Origin of the sequence: Streptomyces sp. NBC_00690 (assembly GCF_036226685.1) — a bacterium.
Taxonomy (GTDB): domain Bacteria; phylum Actinomycetota; class Actinomycetes; order Streptomycetales; family Streptomycetaceae; genus Streptomyces.
Window position 1 is genome coordinate 7,392,280 of the sequence record NZ_CP109009.1, and the last position, 19,371, is coordinate 7,411,650.

16 protein-coding genes and 1 pseudogene are annotated in these 19,371 nt (G+C 64.5%); 11 read left to right on the plus strand and 6 right to left on the minus strand.

Annotated elements, in window-relative coordinates; all coding sequences use genetic code 11:
* The 6 genes and pseudogenes from OID54_RS32130 to OID54_RS32155 all read right to left on the minus strand — a co-directional run bounded on the left by OID54_RS32130 (window position 1) and on the right by OID54_RS32155 (window position 7,359).
* A protein-coding gene (locus OID54_RS32130) for an IS5 family transposase (RefSeq protein ID WP_329013717.1) occupies window positions 1-821 on the minus strand; the annotation gives its coding sequence in 2 pieces (ribosomal slippage) (window positions 1-461 and window positions 461-821; 822 coding nt in all).
* A 156-nt stretch (window positions 822-977) separates the two neighbouring features.
* Window positions 978-3,227 (minus strand): annotated as a pseudogene (locus OID54_RS32135) (aminotransferase class III-fold pyridoxal phosphate-dependent enzyme); the annotation flags it as partial.
* Between the two features lie 157 nt (window positions 3,228-3,384).
* Window positions 3,385-4,431: a 3-oxoacyl-[acyl-carrier-protein] synthase III C-terminal domain-containing protein gene (locus tag OID54_RS32140; protein ID WP_329025293.1), complete on the minus strand. Its 1,047-nt coding sequence runs from the start codon at window positions 4,429-4,431 to the stop codon at window positions 3,385-3,387.
* A gap of 133 nt (window positions 4,432-4,564) precedes the next feature.
* A complete protein-coding gene (locus OID54_RS32145; protein ID WP_329025294.1) occupies window positions 4,565-5,947 on the minus strand; it encodes a cytochrome P450 in 1,383 nt (460 codons plus the stop codon).
* Window positions 5,948-6,115: 168 nt separating this feature from the next.
* A complete protein-coding gene (locus tag OID54_RS32150) occupies window positions 6,116-7,096 on the minus strand; it encodes a 3-oxoacyl-ACP synthase III family protein (protein WP_329025296.1) in 981 nt (326 codons plus the stop codon).
* On the minus strand, window positions 7,093-7,359 hold the full coding sequence (locus OID54_RS32155) for an acyl carrier protein (protein ID WP_329025300.1): 267 nt from the start codon (window positions 7,357-7,359) through the stop codon (window positions 7,093-7,095). The genes OID54_RS32150 and OID54_RS32155 overlap by 4 nt, the downstream gene beginning before the upstream one ends.
* A 430-nt stretch (window positions 7,360-7,789) precedes the next feature.
* Between OID54_RS32155 and OID54_RS32160 the strand changes: the two genes are divergently transcribed.
* The 11 genes from OID54_RS32160 (at window position 7,790) to OID54_RS32210 (ending at window position 19,301) form a co-directional block, all read left to right on the plus strand.
* A complete protein-coding gene (locus tag OID54_RS32160) occupies window positions 7,790-8,194 on the plus strand; it encodes an ester cyclase (protein WP_329025302.1) in 405 nt (134 codons plus the stop codon).
* A 140-nt stretch (window positions 8,195-8,334) separates the two neighbouring features.
* On the plus strand, window positions 8,335-9,243 hold the full coding sequence (locus OID54_RS32165) for a LysR family transcriptional regulator (protein ID WP_329025304.1): 909 nt from the start codon (window positions 8,335-8,337) through the stop codon (window positions 9,241-9,243).
* Between the two features lie 638 nt (window positions 9,244-9,881).
* On the plus strand, window positions 9,882-10,724 hold the full coding sequence (locus OID54_RS32170) for an SAM-dependent methyltransferase (RefSeq protein ID WP_329025306.1): 843 nt from the start codon (window positions 9,882-9,884) through the stop codon (window positions 10,722-10,724).
* Window positions 10,725-11,317: 593 nt separating this feature from the next.
* On the plus strand, window positions 11,318-11,440 hold the full coding sequence (locus OID54_RS32175; protein ID WP_329025308.1) for a hypothetical protein: 123 nt from the start codon (window positions 11,318-11,320) through the stop codon (window positions 11,438-11,440).
* A gap of 1 nt (window position 11,441) precedes the next feature.
* Window positions 11,442-11,924 carry an NUDIX hydrolase gene (locus OID54_RS32180; protein ID WP_329025310.1) on the plus strand — a complete coding sequence of 161 codons (483 nt, stop codon included), beginning with the start codon at window positions 11,442-11,444 and terminating at the stop codon, window positions 11,922-11,924.
* Window positions 11,925-12,017: 93 nt separating this feature from the next.
* The gene (locus OID54_RS32185) at window positions 12,018-13,040 is read left to right on the plus strand and encodes a Gfo/Idh/MocA family protein (RefSeq protein ID WP_329025312.1); all 1,023 of its coding nucleotides are present in this window, start codon (window positions 12,018-12,020) and stop codon (window positions 13,038-13,040) included.
* A 263-nt stretch (window positions 13,041-13,303) separates the two neighbouring features.
* Window positions 13,304-14,593, plus strand: coding sequence for a DegT/DnrJ/EryC1/StrS aminotransferase family protein (locus OID54_RS32190; protein WP_329025313.1), 1,290 nt, complete (start codon window positions 13,304-13,306; stop codon window positions 14,591-14,593).
* Window positions 14,590-15,309 (plus strand): methyltransferase, encoded by a 720-nt coding sequence (locus tag OID54_RS32195; protein WP_329025314.1) that lies wholly within the window; start codon window positions 14,590-14,592, stop codon window positions 15,307-15,309. The genes OID54_RS32190 and OID54_RS32195 overlap by 4 nt, the downstream gene beginning before the upstream one ends.
* 79 nt (window positions 15,310-15,388) lie before the next feature.
* Window positions 15,389-16,198: a histidinol-phosphatase gene (gene hisN, locus OID54_RS32200; protein WP_329025316.1), complete on the plus strand. Its 810-nt coding sequence runs from the start codon at window positions 15,389-15,391 to the stop codon at window positions 16,196-16,198.
* A gap of 93 nt (window positions 16,199-16,291) precedes the next feature.
* The gene (locus tag OID54_RS32205; RefSeq protein ID WP_329025320.1) at window positions 16,292-17,857 is read left to right on the plus strand and encodes a carbamoyltransferase C-terminal domain-containing protein; all 1,566 of its coding nucleotides are present in this window, start codon (window positions 16,292-16,294) and stop codon (window positions 17,855-17,857) included.
* 391 nt (window positions 17,858-18,248) lie between these two features.
* On the plus strand, window positions 18,249-19,301 hold the full coding sequence (locus tag OID54_RS32210; RefSeq protein ID WP_329025321.1) for an AraC family transcriptional regulator: 1,053 nt from the start codon (window positions 18,249-18,251) through the stop codon (window positions 19,299-19,301).
* The last annotated feature ends 70 nt before the right edge of the window (window positions 19,302-19,371 follow it).

A 19,371-nucleotide genomic window follows, 5' to 3' on the forward strand; every position in this document is an offset into this window, starting at 1 on the left:
CTAACACAATGCCTGGACTCGTCTGTAGGTGATCACGCAGCAGGCGAGTTTCAGGAACGCTTCGTGGATGTCGTCGCGGATGTCCCAGCGGATCCGTAGCCGTCGGAAGCCATGAATCCAAGCGTTCGTGCGCTCGACGACCCACCGAACAGTGCCTAGGCCGGAGCCGTGGGGCACGCCCCGGCGAGCGATGACTGGTTTGATGCCGCGCTTCCACAGCAGTCGGCGGTACTTGTCGTAGTCGTAGCCTCGGTCGGCGAACAGCTGCCGGGGACGGTGGCGTGGCCGGCCGGTGGTCCCGCGGATGCGGGGGATCGCGTCGAGTAGGGGCAGTAGCTGGGTGACGTCGTGGCGGTTTCCGCCGGTCAGGGTGATGGCAAGCGGTGTGCCGACGGCATCGGTGATGATGTGGTGCTTCGAGCCGGGCCGGGCGCGGTCGACCGGGCTCGGCCCGGTTTTGGGCCGCCCCGACGGGCTTGGCGGTGCGAGCCGTCGATCACCGCCCGGGACCAGTCCAGCTTCCCCGCGCGATGCAGTTCGGTGAGAAGCAGCTGGTGCAGCCGGTCCCAGACACCGGCCTCGTGCCAGTCCCGCAGCCTCCGCCAGCACGTCATTCCGGAGCCGAACCCGAGCTCCTGCGGCAGCCACTCCCACTGGATCCCGGTGTGCAGCACGAACAAGATGCCCTGCAGGCAACCGCGGTCATCAAGCGGCAGCCGCCCCGGGTTGCACGACCGGCGCTGCCTGACCGGCAGCAGCGGCTCGACCCGCATCCACAGGTCGTCCGACACCACCCACGGCGGACCATTCCCCTTCCCCATACCCCGCCCAACGATCCGCCAGGGGAAGAGGACATGGCTTCCACCACAGCTTTCTGTTAGCTCCTCGTAGTAGGCGAGCGCGATGGTGGCTTTGAAGTTGCTGCCTGCCATGCGTTCTCGATAGAGCCTCGCTTCGCGGTGGCTGAAGGTGAGCGAGAAGATGGAGTTGCGGGCATTGATCTTGCAGGCGATGTCGCGATGACTGGTGGACTGGCGGAGCATGGCGGCGAGCTGTTGTGTGTTGTTTTCCAACTGGGTGTAGAGCTGCGGGTTCGCGTCGAGGTGCCGTAGGACGGCTGTGCCCGCGGCGCAGGTCAGGGAGTTCCCGCTGAGTGTGCCGCCGGCGAAGACTTTGTTCTCGTAGTCGTAGAACGGGTCCTGGGAGCTCTTCGCCATGTCGATGAACGTGGCGCGGCCGACCACCGCACCGCACGGCAGGCCACCGCCGATCACTTTGCCGAGGCAGGTGAGGTCGGGATGGACATCGACCAGGTTTTGAACTCCTCCGTAGGCGACCCGGAAGCCGCTGACCACCTCGTCGAAGATCAGGGGGATGTCCAGTTCGGTGCAGAGCGCCCGCAGTTCGGTGAGGAAGGGCACGTCGAGTGTTACCACCGAGGTCGGCATCGGTTCCAAGATCACGCAGGCCAGTTCGTCGGCGTGCTCCCGGAGCCGCGTCAAACCGCACAGATCGCCGTACTGCAGTACCAGCGTGTTGTCGACCGTGCCGGGATCGGTGCCCAGCGATCCCGCGATGGGCTGCGGCCGGTCTGTTTCTCCGGAGAACCGAAACCAGGAACTCACCATGCCCTGGTCGGAGAAGCCGTGGTAGTGGCCCTCGAACTTGGCGACCTTGTTGCGTCGTCGATACCCGCGGCACATCCGAATGGCGAACAGGATGGCCTCGGTGCCGGAATTGCACATCAGGGCCTTCTCCGCCGAGGGGAAGGATGCGACGAGTAGTTCGGCCAGCTCGACTTCGTGGGGGTTGCCGATGCCGTTGACCAGTCCGTTCTCAAGACTCGCGGAGATCGCCGCGTTGATGGCGGGGTGCGCGTAGCCGAGCAGATGAGGACCGTATCCGCCGCACAGGTCGAGGTATTCGTTGTCATCGAAGTCGCGCACACGACCGCCCACCGCCTGTCGGACGAAGACGGGGAAGGCGCTCGGGAAGAAGTAGCGGTCGGCGTGACCGGGGGCCACCAGTGTGTTGCGAGCGCGTTCGCGCAGTTGCAGTGTGGCGGGCATCTGCTGGGAGAAGTGAGCCGCGAATCGGCTCTCCACCTCTGCGCTCATGTAGGGGGAGTAGCGGTCGGTGAATTTGCGCGCGTTGGACCAGATGTCGATGTCGGGGTCGATCTGTGTGACGAATCCTTCGCTGGACAGGAAGACCAGCTCGACCTTGGTGAAATTGGTGGTGTACTGGGCATGGAAGTTCTCCAGCAGCTTCAGTACGTCGTCCACGTAGGCCATGGAAGACCACTGGGTCGAGCTGATGTCGAAGTGGTGGCGCAGGATTTCCATCATGCGCCGGTCGTACTCGGCTCGCTGGGCTTCCAGTTCCGGGCTCGTCAGCACGAAGTGCCGGGTGAAGCGCTCACTTGCCAGGCTCCACTCCTTGCGGATACAGGCGTAGTAGAACGAGGAAAGGCCCCATTTCTCGTGCTCACTCAGCTCCACGGTGACGCCGAAGTCGAGTAGTACCAACTCGCCGTCGGGGGTGAACAGGACATTTCCCGGATGAGGATCTCCGTGACTGAGTCCATGCATGTACAGCATGGTGTAAACGACGTCCTGCAAGCGACGGGCCAGCCTCTCGCGCGGAAACCCGACCGATTCGGCGCGGTTTCCCGGGATTCCGTCCATGAACTCCATGACGAGCATCCGCTCAGTCACCAGCTCCGGCAACACGGCAGGCACCCGCACATACGGGTGCTCAGCGAAGTTCGCATGAATGCGCTGCTGCCGGCTTGCCTCGTGCTTCATGTCAGCCTGCGGCCTGAGTAGTCGCGCAAGCTCGTCGAAGCGTGTTGGGAGGTTGAGCCTCCGCGCCCGCGGCACGAGGCGGTGCACCAGCTTGACGAGTGCACCGAGCGTGCGGAGGCTCTCCTCGATCTGTGTGGGAACTCCGTCCTTGACCAGTTTGACGGCCACCTTGCGTCCGTTGTGCAGGTGGGCCACGTGCACCTGGGCCACTGACGCGCTGGCCACTGGCCGCAGTTCGAAGGCGCTGAATCCGGCTTCGAGTGAATCGCCCAGTTCCCGTTCGATCGCTCGGCGGGTGCGCTGCGGTGACATGTGTGGTGTCTGGTCGTGCAGACTCCGCAGTGTGCTCACCCACTCCGTCGGCAGCAGATCCGAGCGGGTGGCGGCGATCTGGCCCATCTTGATGTAGAGCGGTCCCATGCGGGTCAGGAAGGTCAGGATGGCGTCGGCACGGCGCTGGTTGCGTGTCCCGGCACCGCGTGCGCGCACCCACTCGAACCAGTACTTGGCCGTACCCACCAGGATCGCAGAGGCCGCTTTGGCCAGGTGTGGCAACACGTCGGCTCCTGTTCGGTCGTCAGAGGACGAAGGTGAAGGCGCCGAACGACATTCCCGCGCTGCCCACCAGAGCGACCGCGCGCTGCCCTGGTCGCAATTGCCCGGTCTCGATGGCGGAAGCGACGGCGGCCGGCACCGAGGCCGATACGACATTGCCGATCCGGTCGTACACGTGGTGGATCACCGAGCCCAGCCCGATCGTGTCGGCAAAGTCCTGCCACAGGCGCTTGCTCGACGCATGAGTGAACAACGCCGCCACCTCGTCGACCGGCGGGTTCAGCTGATCGAACACCGCCTGGACCTCGTCCCTGCCCACCTCGTGCATGTCGAAGCCGAAGGAGGTGAAGACACCAACGCCGTTGTGGGCCAGCTTGTCGGAGGGGTCGCAGTAGCCCTCGTAGCCGTCGAGAGTGATGTTGCACAACGGCGCGAGCTCCGGCCGCGAAATGAATCGGAACCGCCATGGTTCGTTGGCGTCGTCCGCGGTGAGTACGGTGGCTGTGGCCGCTTCACCAAGCGTGTAGGCAGGCAGGGTTGATCTCAGGTCCTCAAGGCGCTCAAGCCGAAACACATGAGGCACCACCGCACCGCCCCGGCTCACCGCGAATTCGGCATTGACGATCATGGCATTGCGGTACTGCCCGGTCCGGAACAGGGACTCCGCGAGCTGCACGGCCCTCGTCCAGCTCATACAGGCGTCGAGGATGTCGAAGCAGTGTGCGTTGCGCAGCCCGATGGCCGCTGCCGAGTGGTAGGCGCCTCCGGGCTCAAGGAAGCCGCGCCCGACTCCCGTGTAGATCAACAGTTCGACCTGCTCAGGGCTGATGTCCGACTGTGCCATCGCGGAATCGGCAGCGGCGCGCAGTAGATCGATGGGCCGCTCGTCGGCGCCAAGCCAATAGCGTGTGTCCGAGCCTGTGTAGCTCAGCAGATTGCCTACCTTGCGTTGCACCCTTTGCAGGTCACCGGTGAAGTGATCGGCACTGTGCTCGCCGATGAGTTCCAGGATGTCGGCGTTGGTGACCTTGCGCGAGGGAAGTGCGGCCGATACGGCACGGAGTTTCATTTCACAGCACTCCTGATATCCCTGAGAAGCCCGGTGTCGGTCATCGTGTGATCGGTGGACTGTTGGGTAGTGGCGCACTCGACGCTGGGAAGACACCATCTGTCGTTCAGACCCATCTGACCTGATCCGGCGGTCACGACGGTTCATGCCTGATCTCGGAGAGTGGCCGCACGATGATGCGTGCGCCTTCTCCGGGCGAGATGGTGACGTTTCTGGCGACCGGCTTTTCAGGTTTCTCCAGATCGGTGGTGATGACACGGCTGGACAACAGCACCCGCAAGACCTCGGTGGCCTGCATCACAGACAGGTGCGCGCCGATGCATCGGCGCGCACCGCCACCGAAAGGAATGAATGCGTGCGGTGGAATCTCGTCTTCGAGGAAGCGCTCGGGGCGAAACTCATCCGGTGCCCGGTAGTTCGCGGGGTCCGAGTGCACGACTCCGAGCATCGGCATGACCGTGGCTCCCTTGGGCAGCCGGAGACCGGCCAACTCGACGTCCTCGGCCAGTGTCCAGATGGACTCGAAGATTGCCGGGCGCCGTCGCAGGGACTCCTTCACCACAGCTTCCAAGTAGGCGGAATCGTCGATGAGCGCGGCCCGGGTCGCATCCCTCGCCACCCGCGGATTGCGGGCCAGTTCATGCAACGTCCAGGCCAATGCCGTGGCCGTGGGCTCGTGGCCCGCGAACAGCAGCGTCACGACCTGATCGCGAATCTCGACAGGACGCAGCCGCTCCGCCCCCTCAAGACTGACCAGATGGGACAGGACATCCGTACGCTTCGCCAGATCCGGTGCGGATTTCCGCCGCTCAATCGCCTGGTAGAGCAACACGTCCATTCGGTCGAGCATTCTGGCCGTTCGTCTCCATGGCCAGAAGCGTCGTGCTTGAGGGCTGTTGAGCCCCATCAGGATCACGAGATCCACGACCGGAAGTCGTCCGACAAGTCGGCGAAGGCGCCCGTCGTCTGGGCTCTCGTCGGGACCGAAGATGACGCGCCAGATGATGTCGAGGATCAGCACGCGGCACCGGTCGAGGCTCTTGAAGGGTCTTCCGACGGGCCATCGATCCAGCTCGTGCTCGGTCAGCTCACGCGCCGCGTCCTGGTAGCCGCGCACAGCGGCCCTACCGAACAGTGGCGCCAGCGTCTTGCGCAGTCGCCGGTGATCCTCACCGTCCGAAGTGATCAGCGCGTGCTCACCGAACACGGGCACCAGCACCCTATTGCCTTCACCGCCATGGAATCTGGACGGTGGTGAGCCGAACATGGCCCCGATGTGCTCCGCCTTGAAGACGAGGATCACGGGACCCCACGGGAAGACTTTCAACGCGACCACATCACCGTATTTGTCGCGCAGCCTGTTCGCCCATAGCTGGCGCTTCCAGGTGAAGATGGCTGTCTGCACCGGCGATGGCAGGCGCGGACCGGGCGGGGGTGGCCCATGTGCCTCGCCACTTTTGATCGTCCTGATCAACAAGGTACTGTCTCTCCCTTTTTCGGATATCAGAGATCCCATCGACAGCTGTGCTACGGGTATGAACGCGGCTCACTCTTTTGGCATGGCGGAGCGAGCGAGCGGAGGCGGGGGCATCAGTCCGCTGTGCCACAGCCAGTACCAGCACTGGGCTCCCTCAGGTGTCGGATTGCCCCCGCGTCGCTGTTCGATCTCTGCCGGTGGATTCGTTCAAGGGAGGCGGACGGCTTGCCCGGCGTAGGCCAGGCCGGAGCCGAATCCGACCAGCACTGCCCACTGGCCGGAGCGAGAAGGACCGGTGGTCAGCAGCCGGTGCAACGCCAACGGGACCGATGCGGAGCTGGTGTTGCCCGTGCGTCGCACATCGTCGGCCACGGCCACGTTTTCGGGGAGGTGAAGGGCTTTGGCGATCTTCTGGATGAGTTTCCAGTTCGCCTGATGTGGGATGAACATGGCCACGTCATCCCAGCCGATACCGGTCACCGAGAGGATTTCACGCACAACGGCCGGCACGGTGGAGCAGGCCCAACGGGTGACCGCGAGACCGTCCATCTTCAACTCTGCGCGCAGGGAGCTGTTGTTGGCTTCGAACAGGGTCGGCCGCATTTCCAGGGCAGTCGCCCGGTCCCCGGCCGAGCCCCATACCACCGGTCCCACTCCGGGCGTTCCGTCTGTCGCGGTGACCAGGACTGCGCCTGCCCCGTCGGCGAAGACCGGGGCAGTGGCTCGATCACTGGGGTTGACCATGTCAAGCATTCTGTCCGCGCCGATCACAAGCACCATGTCGCAACTACCTGCGACGATAAGCGATCTGGCCACATGCAGCGTGTAGCAGAATCCGGAACAGGCGATGTTGATATCGAAGGCCGCCACCTGCAGGCCCAGTGCTGCGGCGACCTGAGGGGCGATGGCCGGACACAGTTGTGGATTGGTCGATGTCGCAACCAGAACGGCGCCCACCACGTCCGCTGACACGCCTGCGGTGGATAGCGCATCCTGCGCGGCATGGACGGCCATGGTGACCACAGAGTCGGTCGGTCCGGCCACACAGCGGGACTCGACACCGGTCCGTGACACGATCCACTCCCGGCTCACTCCCAGTTGCTCGGCTGTCGCCTGGGAATCCACCTGGGGCGGACGGTACGCGCCCGCGGCCACGATCCTGCACGATCGCCCAGCCTCGGTGATCACAGATCCTTCCGTGTGCCGTGGGCCGCTACGAACTCCAACACCGCACGTGGCGTTCCCAGCGCTCCTGCCTGCGCATCGCTGATCTCGATCTGGTAGGTGTCGCTGATCGTCTCCACCATCTCCGCCCGTGCCAGCGAGTCGACGTCCAATTGGTCGAAGGTCTTGTCCAGATCGCTTTCTGAGAGTCTCACCACTCGGTCGGCTGGGTGGTTTTCGCCGTGTACGAGGGTGGTGATGAGCTTTTCCATCTCGGAGGGTGTCATGGAGTCTCCAATCTCGATGGGGAATCCTCGGGCATGCGTAGCCTGAACGCGCCTACTTCATATATTCATATGAAGTCAAGACGGGATCATCGTGCCCGTGACGCCCCTTCGGCGGCTACGCCTACCTTGTTCAGGATGCGGCGACGTGAATCTGCGGTAAATGCCTGTCAGTCCATTTAAAATGCGTGAGAGTCCATTGTTTGCGTGCACGGCTGCATCCTGGCTCGCTCACCAAAGGCTCCGATTGGCCGGCCCGCGCTGTGTGCCGCCAGGAGTCTCAAGGGGATGCTCGACGGTGGTGCTCTCGACAGGTTTGACCTTGTCGCGACGTCATGGTTTGTACTGGGCCGCATCCCGGCCGAAGTGCTCGCCGAGCACGCGGGCGATCCCCGAGAGGACCTTTGAGATGACCACATCTGCGGAGAGGAACATGGCCCTGATACGCACGGCGTATCAGCTTGTGGAGAGCGGGGATCTGGACGAGGCCGCGCAGTTGCTGACCGAGGACTTCATCGCCAACGTCCCCGGAAGCCCCGCACCGCTGCACGGCCGGGAGATATGGCGGCAGGGCACGAAGGCCATGAAGGACGCCTTCCCTGACCTGAAGATTGACGTCCAGGACATGTTCGGTGTCGATGACAAGGTGACGGTGCTGGTCCACATGCAGGGCACCCACCAGGGTGTGTTCCAGCAGTTCGAGGCGACGGGCCGTCAGGTCGGCTACCGAAGCGTCGAGGTCTATCGCTTCGATGGCGATCGGATCGCGGAGGAATGGGTCGCTCCGGACCTGCTCAGCCTTATGCAGCAGATCTCGCCAACTCCCACCGACCACTGACGTCGGCCGGTCCTCACGTGCCCCGCCATGGGTCACGCAGGGCAACGGGAGGGACACAGGAGCCCGCTGGGAATGCTGACAAGACCAGGGTTGGCCTCACGACGCCCCTACCTGTACGGGGGGTTGCTAGCCTCCCTGACATGGAGCTCCGCACACTTGAGTACTTCGTCGCGGTGGCGGAGGAGGGCTCGTTCACCAAGGCGGCGGCCCGGTGCCATGTCGTACAGCCTGCGATCAGTCAGCAGATCCAGGGTTTGGAAAAGGAGCTGGGCGAGCCGCTGTTTGAGCGGCTGCCTCGTCAGGTGGTCCTCACTTCGGGAGGCGCCGCTCTTCTGCCGCATGCCCGATCCTGTCTGGCCGCGGCTGCGGCAGCCGCACTGGAGTTCGCGGATCGGTCGGGGCTGCTCAGTGGCTCGCTCGCGCTGGGGACCGTCGGCGGTTTGGAAGGGACGTACATTCCCCGGCTGCTCGGGGAGTACCACCGCCGCTATCCCGGCGTTTCCGTGAGCCTCACCGGGGCGTCAAGCCCATCCTTGCTGACGAAGGTCCGCGACGGGGGGATCGATGCTGCCGTGGTCGCATCCCCGCCCGAGGGCCTGCCCGCCTCCGTGGGGTCCCGGGTCCTCCTGGAGGACCGCATCGTCGCGGTCCTCCCCGCCGGAAGCAGGGCAGCGAACCGCCCGCTGCGCCTGCACGAGGCAGCTCGAAGTCCGGTGATCAGCTACGGCCCCGACAGCGGAGTCCACGCGTTCATCCGCGACGCCTTCGCGGCCAAGGCGCTCCGGTTGGACATCGCGTACGCGACGAACGACGTGGCCCTTCAGGTCGCCTTGGTAGCGGAAGGCGTCGGCATCGCCCTGACCTCCCACGCGAGTCCCGTCCTCGCCGCTGATCCACGGTTCGTCGTCGTACCGTTGGAACCCGCCATCCGGTTGCGGAAGGTGTTCGTCTGGAGACTGGGTCCACAACTCGGCGCGCCGCTGCGGACCATTCTCGACCTGTGGACCGAGCTGTCCGACGGGCCGACGCTCGCCGGAGCGACCACCTAGACCCCCGTGCCACTCCATCCCAGCCACCTGGGTGTGAGTTGACCATCAGCACCGCCCAACCGAGCCCCATCAACGGTGGATTGGTGGAACTCGCCAGGACCCGTAGACCCCCGGCGCTCACCTTCAGGGCGTAGGACCAGCAGTCACCGAGGCGCGTACGGTGATTCTCCCGCCATGTCCACGATGCAGTCGGCGTCGACCGGTCCCCGCACGCGACGCCCGCCCCGAACGGGTGACATCGCACGGCGGCCCCACCCCCGCACCTGCCCAGGGTCCAGGTGCGATCACGGATGATGACGGTTGCCATCACCTCTGCGTATTGGACGGCACCGATCGCCAACCGGACGCTGATTCCGGGCCGTTGGTCCAAGGCCAGGTTCTCGGATGCCCCAGTAGAACGGCGGTCGCCATGGGTACTGCCAAGTCCAGCGGCCTGTGCCCCGCGCTGCGCCGATACGACGAATGCGTCAGCCCGCCGTCAACGCGATCGTACGGGCCAACCGCAACCTCGGCCCGGAAGAGATCATCACACGAGCTGCGGACCATGGCCGTGCGCTGCCGAAGGCATGCTCACGGCGGCGAGGCGATAAACGGGCCCCTGCACCACCCGCCACACCGCCCATGCTCGGGAGAACTCAATGACCAACGACTCATCCGTGCACCACACCGTCCCGTCGTCACTGGAAGACGGCCGGCACCATGACGAGCAAACGGAGATCGCGGACGGCGCGGCCGTCGACGGGAACATCCACGTCGGCTACTGGGACAGCGCCGCAGACGACCGCTCCCTCAACCAAGCCACCGACCGGCTCACCGACCTCGTGGCGGAACGGCTGGCCGCCACACCCGGCCAGCACCTGCTGGACGTCGGCTGCGGAACCGGACGGCCCGCTCTGCGTATCGCCCAGGCCACTGGCGCCCGTGTTTCCGGAATCTCGGTCAGCGACCAGGACATCGACCTCGCCCGAACCCGGGCGGATGCCACCTCGCTCGCCGACCGGGTGGACTTCCAGTACGCGGACGCCTGTGCACTGCCTTTCGAAGCCGCGTCCTTCGACGGCGCCTGGGCGATCGAGTCCATGATGCACATCCCCGATCGGACCATCGCCCTGACCGAGATCGCCCGAACCCTGCGCCCCGGGAGCACGCTGGTCATCACCGATGTGCTGCTCCGGTCGCCAGTGACCGGGCATTCCGCGGAGATTGTCCGCCAGACATGCCGGGCGTTCCAGTCCCCTTCGCTCCCTGAACCGGGGGAGCTTCGCACAGCCCTCGACCGTGCAGGTCTGCAGTTGGTGGTGTTCAACGACATCGGAGAGCATGTCCGACGCACCTATCAGGCGTTCGCCGATGCATTCGGCGATGTTGCGCCCTCTGCCGATGACCCTCATCACGAGTTCTTCAACTCCACCCGCTTCCTTCCCAGGTTCGGTGCACTCCCACAGATCGGCTATGCCTTCCTGGTTGCCCGCCGCACCTGAAGGCGAGGCCCTGCCCAACAGAGCAAGGGCAGTACTACAGGACCCCGCCGGCAGGTAGAGGCGACAGGCACCCGGGGCGAAAGGGCCTTGATGCCGATGGACGACACCGAGCCACGACAAGTGGCCGACCAAGCCGACGTATTCGACCGCAAAAGCCCAACAGGCCGAAACATGATTGTCTAGGGGAAACGAGAGCAGGAAGTCCCTCACGCAAGGATGAGCTAGATCGATGACAGCAGCACGCAGATCCGTGCGGACTGTCTGATCTCCTACGTCCAACTGAATGTGCGATGCTCGCCTGGTCATATTCTCCCGGGTCTGATCTGACGCGGCCTCAAGATGGAGTTGAGCCGTCCGAAGTCTAATGCGAACCCATGTTCCCGGTTGAGTGCCAGATGATATAGGGCGGAAATGTGGGTACGATACAAATCGTGATCCGCCGGTAGTTCTGGCCCCTTTGATGTGTTGTTTCAGTTGTGCGACTGTGCCCATATCTTTTGCGATGTGCGATGTATGTGAATTCTATGTGCAGGCGAAATGGGGAAAGAATGACGCGCCTACCCATTGATGGTGTAGCTCAGAGAGCGGGTCAGGTGCCGGCCACGGCGGCCCAGGCTGACCGTGTGGTGACGATCGGGCTGTGCTCGTTCGTCGAGCGCGGCTCCACTGAGAACGTGATGGCCGTCAGCGCATCGGCGGGGCCCGGTGACTCCTGACATGGCCGAGATGACCGAGATGGCCGAACCCCGTCTGGTGGTCGGCGCGTTGATCCGTGACCCCTACGACCGGATCTTTGTCCAGCGTCGCTCAGCAGGCCGGCGCCTCTTCCCCGAGTGCTGGGACGTCGTCGGCGGAGCCGTGGAGGAAGGGGAGTCCCTCCTGGACGCGCTCCACAGGGAGATAGCGGAGGAAACCGGGTGGCGGCTGCGACGCGTTCTTGCCCGGGTGGCACACGAGGAGTGGACGGCGAAGGGGCTACGGCACATCGAGTCGGACTATGTCGTCGAGGTGGACGGGGACCTCTCGTCGCCCGAGCTGGAACGGGACAAGCACACCGAGTTCGCCTGGGTAGCGGCCGGGGGAGTCTCGTTGCTCGACGAGAACGAACAGCGCAGCGGAAGCACCTTCATCAAGGATGTGGTGACCGCCGCACACACCTGGCTCGCCAATACCTCGGGGAGGAGCCGCAGAGCCCTTTGACGCCTGCCGCCAAGATTCCGATCCGGATATCTACAAGCCAATTATGACTACCTGCGTCGTCCTCGAATGAAATTCTGCGAGGGGGTACTTTGCATGCTCGGTGACAGGTTAGAGAATGTGCGTCCGCGACTGCGGGTACTGGCGGTTGGTTTTGCTGGGCATCAAGGAAAGGAGTATCTGCCGATCGTGCGGGAGAGTGCAGATATCGTCGGTGGCGTCGACCCCGCCCCTGCGGCCTCTTCGCTCGCCGATGAGTGGCAATTCCCTCATTTCGACCTCCTCAGTGAGGCATTCGGGAAGGTCGAATTCGATGCCGCACTGGTCACCGTGCCGCATAGTGAGCACTTCCCGGTCTGCACGAGACTCCTGGCGCATGGCGTACACGTCATCAAGGAGAAGCCGTTCGCCGTCACCGAAGGGGAAGCCCGGCAACTGATACACCTGGCCCAACGCGCCGACCGCAGCGTCTTCACTCTGCTGCAACGGAACTTCAACCCGGTGTTCCAGTTCGCCCAAGCGAATCTCGCTCGGATCGGGGAGCCCTACTGGTTCTCCTACGACTACCACTTCAACCTGGCTCATCCGACCACGGGTTGGCGCGCATCCAGGGAGCAGGCGATGGGCGGTGTGCTCCTCGACATGGGCTACCACCTCATCGACGTGCTCAGCGGAATGTTCCCCGAACCCGACCCCCTCCGGGTGCACTCCGCATTCGTGCACCAATTCCAGGAGATGCGGGATCGTCGACTGGAGGATCTCGTCAGCCTCATGTGCAGCTATCCCTCAACGGGGCTGACCGGCTCGCTCCGCATCTCACGACACAACCACGAGAAGATCGAACACCTCTGCGTGCTCGGCACAGAGGGCGCGTTGAACGTCGCACCCGGGGTCGCCACCCTGCACTCCGTCGGAGGGCTGCCGTTGGAGCGCTACACCTGGGAAGGCCCCAAGGTCGACGCCGTACGTTCCATGCTCTCCCACCATCTGGGACATCTTGACGACCGCAACTACCGCCGGGACCACTTTCAGCGTCAACTCGTCACCGTGCGGACGATCGACAGGATCTACCGCGACCGACTACGGGACCAGAACGCCCTCGCCGACCGGTGCGCCTGACCACACCGTTCGAGGCAGTTGGCGAGGCGCTGACCGGACCCGGGCCTCTAAACGGCATCGCATCCCCGGTGGCGATGCAGCTGTGTGGGAGGGAGGAACCGCAGGGGGCGGAAGCCATTGCCGTTCGAGTTCGATCTCCGCTCGGACACCCCTGGGTGCCACTCGACCCAGCACCATCGATACCCGGCTGACCAGCACCGCAGGGCACCAGTAGGCCGACCCTGCCGGGAGTCCAAGCTCATCCCCGAAAGCAGGAAGGACACATGACCACCGCCGAACAACTCGCCCTCCTCGGAGGCGCACCCGCGATCACACGACCGCTGCCGCACGAGGTCTGGCCTCCTCCCGCTGACGCAACGGAGCTCTCCGAACTGGCGGAGCAGCGGAACACCGACATCTCCATCAAGGGCAACAGCGGTCCCATCGGCCGGCTTGAGGCCGACTTCCTCGCCTTTCTGAACGACGGAGCCCGCTTCGCGGTCACCTTCAACTCCGGTACGAGTGCCCTCCTCGCCGCCTACTTCGCCCTCGGCGTGCGCGAAGGCGTGGACGTCGTGGGACCGGCACTCACCTACCATGCGGCGCTGAGTCCCGTCTTCGCGCTCCGTGGCGACGTGGTCCTGGCCGACATCGACCCCGACACCCGTGGTCTGGACCCCAAAGCACTTCAAGCCGCGCTCACCGAGCACACCAAGGTCATCACGGTCGTCCACCAGTGGGGCCACCCCTGCGATATGGACGCGATCTTGCGGATCGCCGAGCGACACGGGCTGCGCGTTCTGGAGGACTGCTCCCACGCCCATGGCAGCCGCTACAAGGGCAAGCACGTCGGTACCTTCGGCGATGCCGCGGTCTTCTCCCTCCAGGCCAACAAGGCCATCTACGCGGGAGAGGGCGGCATCCTCGTCACGAGCGACCCCCAGGTGCACGACCGCGCCACGCTCCTCGGGCACTACCGGGACCGCTCGCGGGACACCGTCCTCGACGAGGACCTGCGCGCGCACTGGGTCACCGGCTTCGGGCTCAAGCTCCGCATGTCCCCGTTCAATGCCATCGTCGCCCGGCACGCACTCGCAGCGTTCCCGGCACGCAAGGAGGCTCGACACCGCTGTCTGCGCTACTTCAGTGAGCGCCTCGGTGACGTGACCTATCTGGAGCCGGTACACATCGCCGACCACGTCGACATGGGTGCCTGGTACGGCTACAAACCGCTCTACCGGCCCGAGGCCCTCGACGGTGTTCCGCGCTCCGTGCTCATCGAGGCGCTGCGCGCCGAAGGCATGGAAGTGGGCGCCCCCTCCGGCCCTCGGCTGTCGACCCTGCCGCTCTACGCCCGTTCGGAGAATCCCCTCTTCCCCGGAACGCCGAAGAAGGGCATCGCACCGGAGACCGGTTCACACGCCGAGTACGTCGAACAGCACGCGCTGTCCCTGCCGACCTTCACCAACTGGCCCGAGGACAGGTCGCTCATCGACCAGTACGCCGAAGCCTTCCGCAAGGTCGGACGTCACCGCAAAGCGCTCGTGCGGTACGCGACCGACCCGTCCCGATGACCGACACCAGCGAACAGGTGGAGACCATGACTTTCCAGGAGTCCCCCGAGGACGTGGCCCAGGTCCTGCAGCACGCCCTTGTCGGTGACGACCTGCCGGACTCCTTCACCCTGCTGGGACGGGAATGGAGCCTGCACCGAGGCGTCTTCCCCGGCACCCTGAGCGCCGCCACCGAGGTGATGGCCTCGATCGTGCCCTATCCGCAGGGCGGCTCGTTCCTGGAGGTCGGCTGCGGTACGGGCGTCATCTCCGTGATGGCCGCACTCAGCGGCTGTGCCTCCGTCACCGCGCTGGACATCAACGAAAAGGCAGTGGCCAACACTGCGGCCAACGCCGAGCGGCATGGTGTGAGCGACCGCGTACGCGTCCTCCACAGCGACATGTACACGGCGCTTGAGCCCCCGGAGCGCTTCGACGCCATCTTCTGGAACGTGCCCTGGACCTATGTGGAGGACGGTTTCTCGCTCTCCACGGATCTGCACTCCGCCGTCTTCGACCCCGGCTACCAGGGCCAGGCCCGATACATCGCCGGCGCCCCAGAGCATCTGACCGACGGTGGCAAGCTGCTGTTGGGCACGGCCGACCTCGGGGACCGCCAACGCCTCGATGCCCTCGCAGAGGAAGCCGGTATGCGGGTCGAACTGCTGCACCGCGTGCGTCGGATCGAGGAAGTGCGGGTCATGGAGTACCACATGCTCGAACTCCACGCGAAGTGATCCGGCAGCCATCGGCGCTCCGCCCGGATCGTTCCCAGGCTGAGCCCCGAAACCCACGATGTGTGCAGTGAGGCGCTCGATGTCACAACATGCCGATCTCGAACTGGCTTTGCGACTCGGCGATATCGCCGACAGCATCACCAGCCGTCGCTTCCAAGCCCGCGACCTGCGAGTCCAGGAGAAGCTGGACCGAACGCCCGTGACGGACGCGGACACCGCCGTCGAAATGGCCGTACGCGAGGCATTGAGGTCCGCCCGCCCAGATGACGCCTTCGCTGGCGAAGAGACCGGCGGCCCGGTCACGGCCGGGCGCACCTGGATGGTCGACCCCATCGACGGCACCAAGAACTTCCTGCGCGGGGTACCCGTCTGGGCCACACTCATCGCCTTGTTGGAGGGCGGGCGGCCCACCGTCGGTGTGATCAGCGCCCCCGCCCTGCACAGCCGCTGGTGGGCGGCGGCCGGGCAGGGCGCCTGGCTGCGCCGCGGGTCCGTCGACAGCGCCCCCCTGCCCCTACGAGTCTCCGACAACACCCGCCTCGCCGAGGCATACCTGTCCACCACCAGCACACGAACCTGGGACATCTTCCACTCGCGCGAGGCATATCTCCGCCTGGCCGAAGCATGCTGGGAAGACCGCGCCTTCGGGGACTTCCTCCAACACTGCATGGTCGCCGAAGGAACCCTCGACATCGCGGCCGAACCTGTCGTGAACCCCTGGGACATCACCGCCGTACAGATCCTCGTGGAGGAAGCCGGCGGTGTCTGCACCGATCTCCTGGGAGCCTCGCCCCAAAGCGGCACCGGCGCACTCTCGGCCAACCCGCGGTTGCATCGGCTCGCCCTGAACGCCCTCTCGGCCCCACCTGGTGACACCTTCGATCAGTGAGTCGCCCCCATGTTTTCGCGCCGGGCGGCCGATCCTGCCCCCATCACCGGCGCCCAACTGTCAGGTCGGACATCCTCAGAGAAATGGACCACCATGCTGATTCTTTCCCTCAAGGAGGGCCACGACGGGGCGATGGCAGCCGTTGAGGACGGCAAGCTGCTCTTCTCCCTGGAGGCCGAGAAGGACAAGTTCATCCGCTACAGCGGCCTGACCGCCGAAGTGTTCGCCGTAGCGGCGGACCGGCTGGACAAGCAGCCGGACGTCATCGCAATGAGCGGCTGGATCAAGGGAACCCAGGCCACCGACCAACCCTCGCGTACCGGGTACTACGGTGTGGGCGAATCCGCGATCTCAGACGAGGCTGGCCGGTTCTTCGGGAAGGCCGTGCGCGTCTTCTCCTCCACACATGAGCGCTCCCACATCATGACGTCCTATGGGATGTCAGCATTGCGTCGGGACCAACCCTTCTACAGCCTGGTATGGGAGGGGAACATTGGCTCCTTCTACCGAATCGACGAGCACGGCAAGGTGACCCATCTCAAGGAGGTGCTCAACCACCCAGGAAACAAGTACTCCTACGGTTTCGCGCTCGCAGACCCCAAGTTTAGTCCGCAGCAAGAATTTGTCCGTTTCCAGGATGCGGGCAAGCAGATGGCCCTGGCTGGATTCGCCGAGAACCGAGCCGCAACCACAGCAGAACAGGAAGCGATCGACTTCATCCTTGGTCAGGGGACGGTCATCACCGGCAACCTGAAAGACCGGATGACCGAGTCCCCTTTCCATAACATCGGCGTGGAATCAAACGCGTACAAGAGCCTCGCCGCCCGTCTGTCGAACGCCATCTTTGAGCGGTTCTACGCGTACGCTCGGGAGCATTTGACGGAGGGGCTCCCGCTGCTCATCTCAGGTGGCTGCGGACTCAATTGCGAGTGGAATCGCCGTTGGCGCGAGTGCGGACTCTTCCCCGCCGTCTTCGTCCCGCCGTGCCCCAACGACAGCGGCTCCGCGATCGGGACCGCCATCGACGCCCAGCACTTCTACACCGGGTCAGCGGACCTGGACTGGGACGTCTACGCAGGCGGCGAGTTCGTCGAGGACATCGAGTTCGACCCCCAGCGCTATGAAATCCGCCCCGTGCGCTACGCGGAGGTCGCCCGCTACCTCCGCGACGGAAACATCATCGGCTGGGCGCAGGGCCGCTGGGAAATCGGCCCCCGCGCACTCGGGAACCGTTCGATCCTGGCCGCTCCCTTCACCGTCGAGACAACAGTCAGGCTCAACAAGATCAAGCAACGCGAGAGCTATCGACCCATCGCCCCGATCTGTCTGGAGCAGGACGCCGACCGCTGGTTCGCAGGAGGGGTCCCCGATCCCTACATGCTGTACTTCAGCCAAGTCGAGTCCAGCGAACTACGGGCGGTGACGCACGTCGATGGAACCGCTCGCGCCCAAACCGTCGACCCGACGGCGAACCCGGAAATGGCCAACCTACTGACCTCTTTCGGTGAATTGACCGGATTCAGCGTCCTGTGCAACACCTCGCTCAACTATTCAGGGCGCGGGTTCATCAACCGCAACAGTGACCTGATTGCGTACGGCGAACTCCATGGGCTGGATGGATATGTCGTCAATAACATCTTCATTACCCCACGGCGATAATGCGCCCGCCGCAGAAGTAGGCTTCGAAAGGATCAGTTCTTCGTCCCGCCCGGCCTCCTCTTCTCTCCAGCGTGAATCCAGTTCGAACTGATACTGGAGGAAATTCACCCTCTGGCCATTCGGGCTGACGCCTGGATCGACTTACTTCCCTGCGTAAGCATGCATGTGCTCACGTTCGGTTCGGTCCTTCGCGCAGTCGGTTCGGCTGTGAGATACGAAGCCCGCCGCGGCAACGTGAATGCAAGAGGATGCCGTAAATGTGTGAGAAATTCACGGGGTCTTGGTGCTTTGTGATGCCTGTCAACCTCACTGTGAGGTCAATCAGGGATTCAATGACAGCCATCCGTGATAAATACTTGTCAGTGCAGGTATGTTGCGCGAGAGTAATTCCATGAGCGCACCGCCGTATCTGGGATCGACCAGTCCTGACCCGCTCACCCACACCCTCAGCGTTACCGGTGCGCGGTGTGTGCTCGCCCGAGGTCTCACCGCCGGAGGAGCATGGGCCCTGCGATTTCCGGCCCCCGGCAGACTCAAGGTCCACGCCGTACTACACGGCATCACCTGGCTGATGGTCGACGGCTGCGCAAGCCCGGTGCTCTTGGAACCGGGAGATGTCGTGACCTTCGACGGAAGCTTGCCCTATGTACTGGCCGCCGATCCCGATACACCTCCACAGGACGCGCTGGTGCTGCTCGCGACCTCTCCCCACCTCTTCGCACACGCCGGGGAGGAGAGCGTCACGGATGTCGTGTCGATCGGCGCTCATTTCGAACTGAACACCGCCGGCGAGGACTTACTGCTCCAGGTCCTCCCTCCGGTGATTCACATGCCCCACACCGGAGAGGAGGCGCCCGCGCTCTGCCAGCATCTCGAACAGTTGCTGCGGGAGATGAGCTCCGATCGCCCTGGTGGGAACATGGTGACCGAGTACCTCTCCCAATTGGTTTTCGCCCACGTGCTGCGTGACTACCTCGCCCGGGGTGAGTCGTATCCCGCGGGCTGGCTCCGAGCCTTGGCCGACGAGCGCATCGCTCCGACACTGCGGCTGATGCACACCGATCCGGCTCGCCCCTGGCAACTCGCCGAACTCGCCCAGGCCGCGGCCATGTCCCGTAGCGCATACGCCGGAGTGTTCACCTCCGTCGCGGGTGTGCCACCGCTCACCTACCTCCACCAATGGCGCATGCGCCTGGCCGAACAGACCTTGCTCCAGACGAACACGCCTGTGTCACAACTGGCCCTCTCCCTCGGCTATGCCTCCGAGAGCGCCTTCAGTCACGCCTTCAAAAGGGAGACCGGAGTCGCCCCCAAGCGTTTCCGGGACGCCGCTCGCGTGCCACGCGACCGTAGCGAAGTCGAACGAGCGATTGCCGCAGCATTCAGCAGGTCACCTGGGTCAGGTGGAGCCGGACACCAGCCGATAGATGCCCATCGCCTGTGATCGGACCGAAGCTTGTGACGCCGCGCTGCCCGGCTGTGCTCTTGCCGCAGGACGTCTGGCGGCCTTTGCT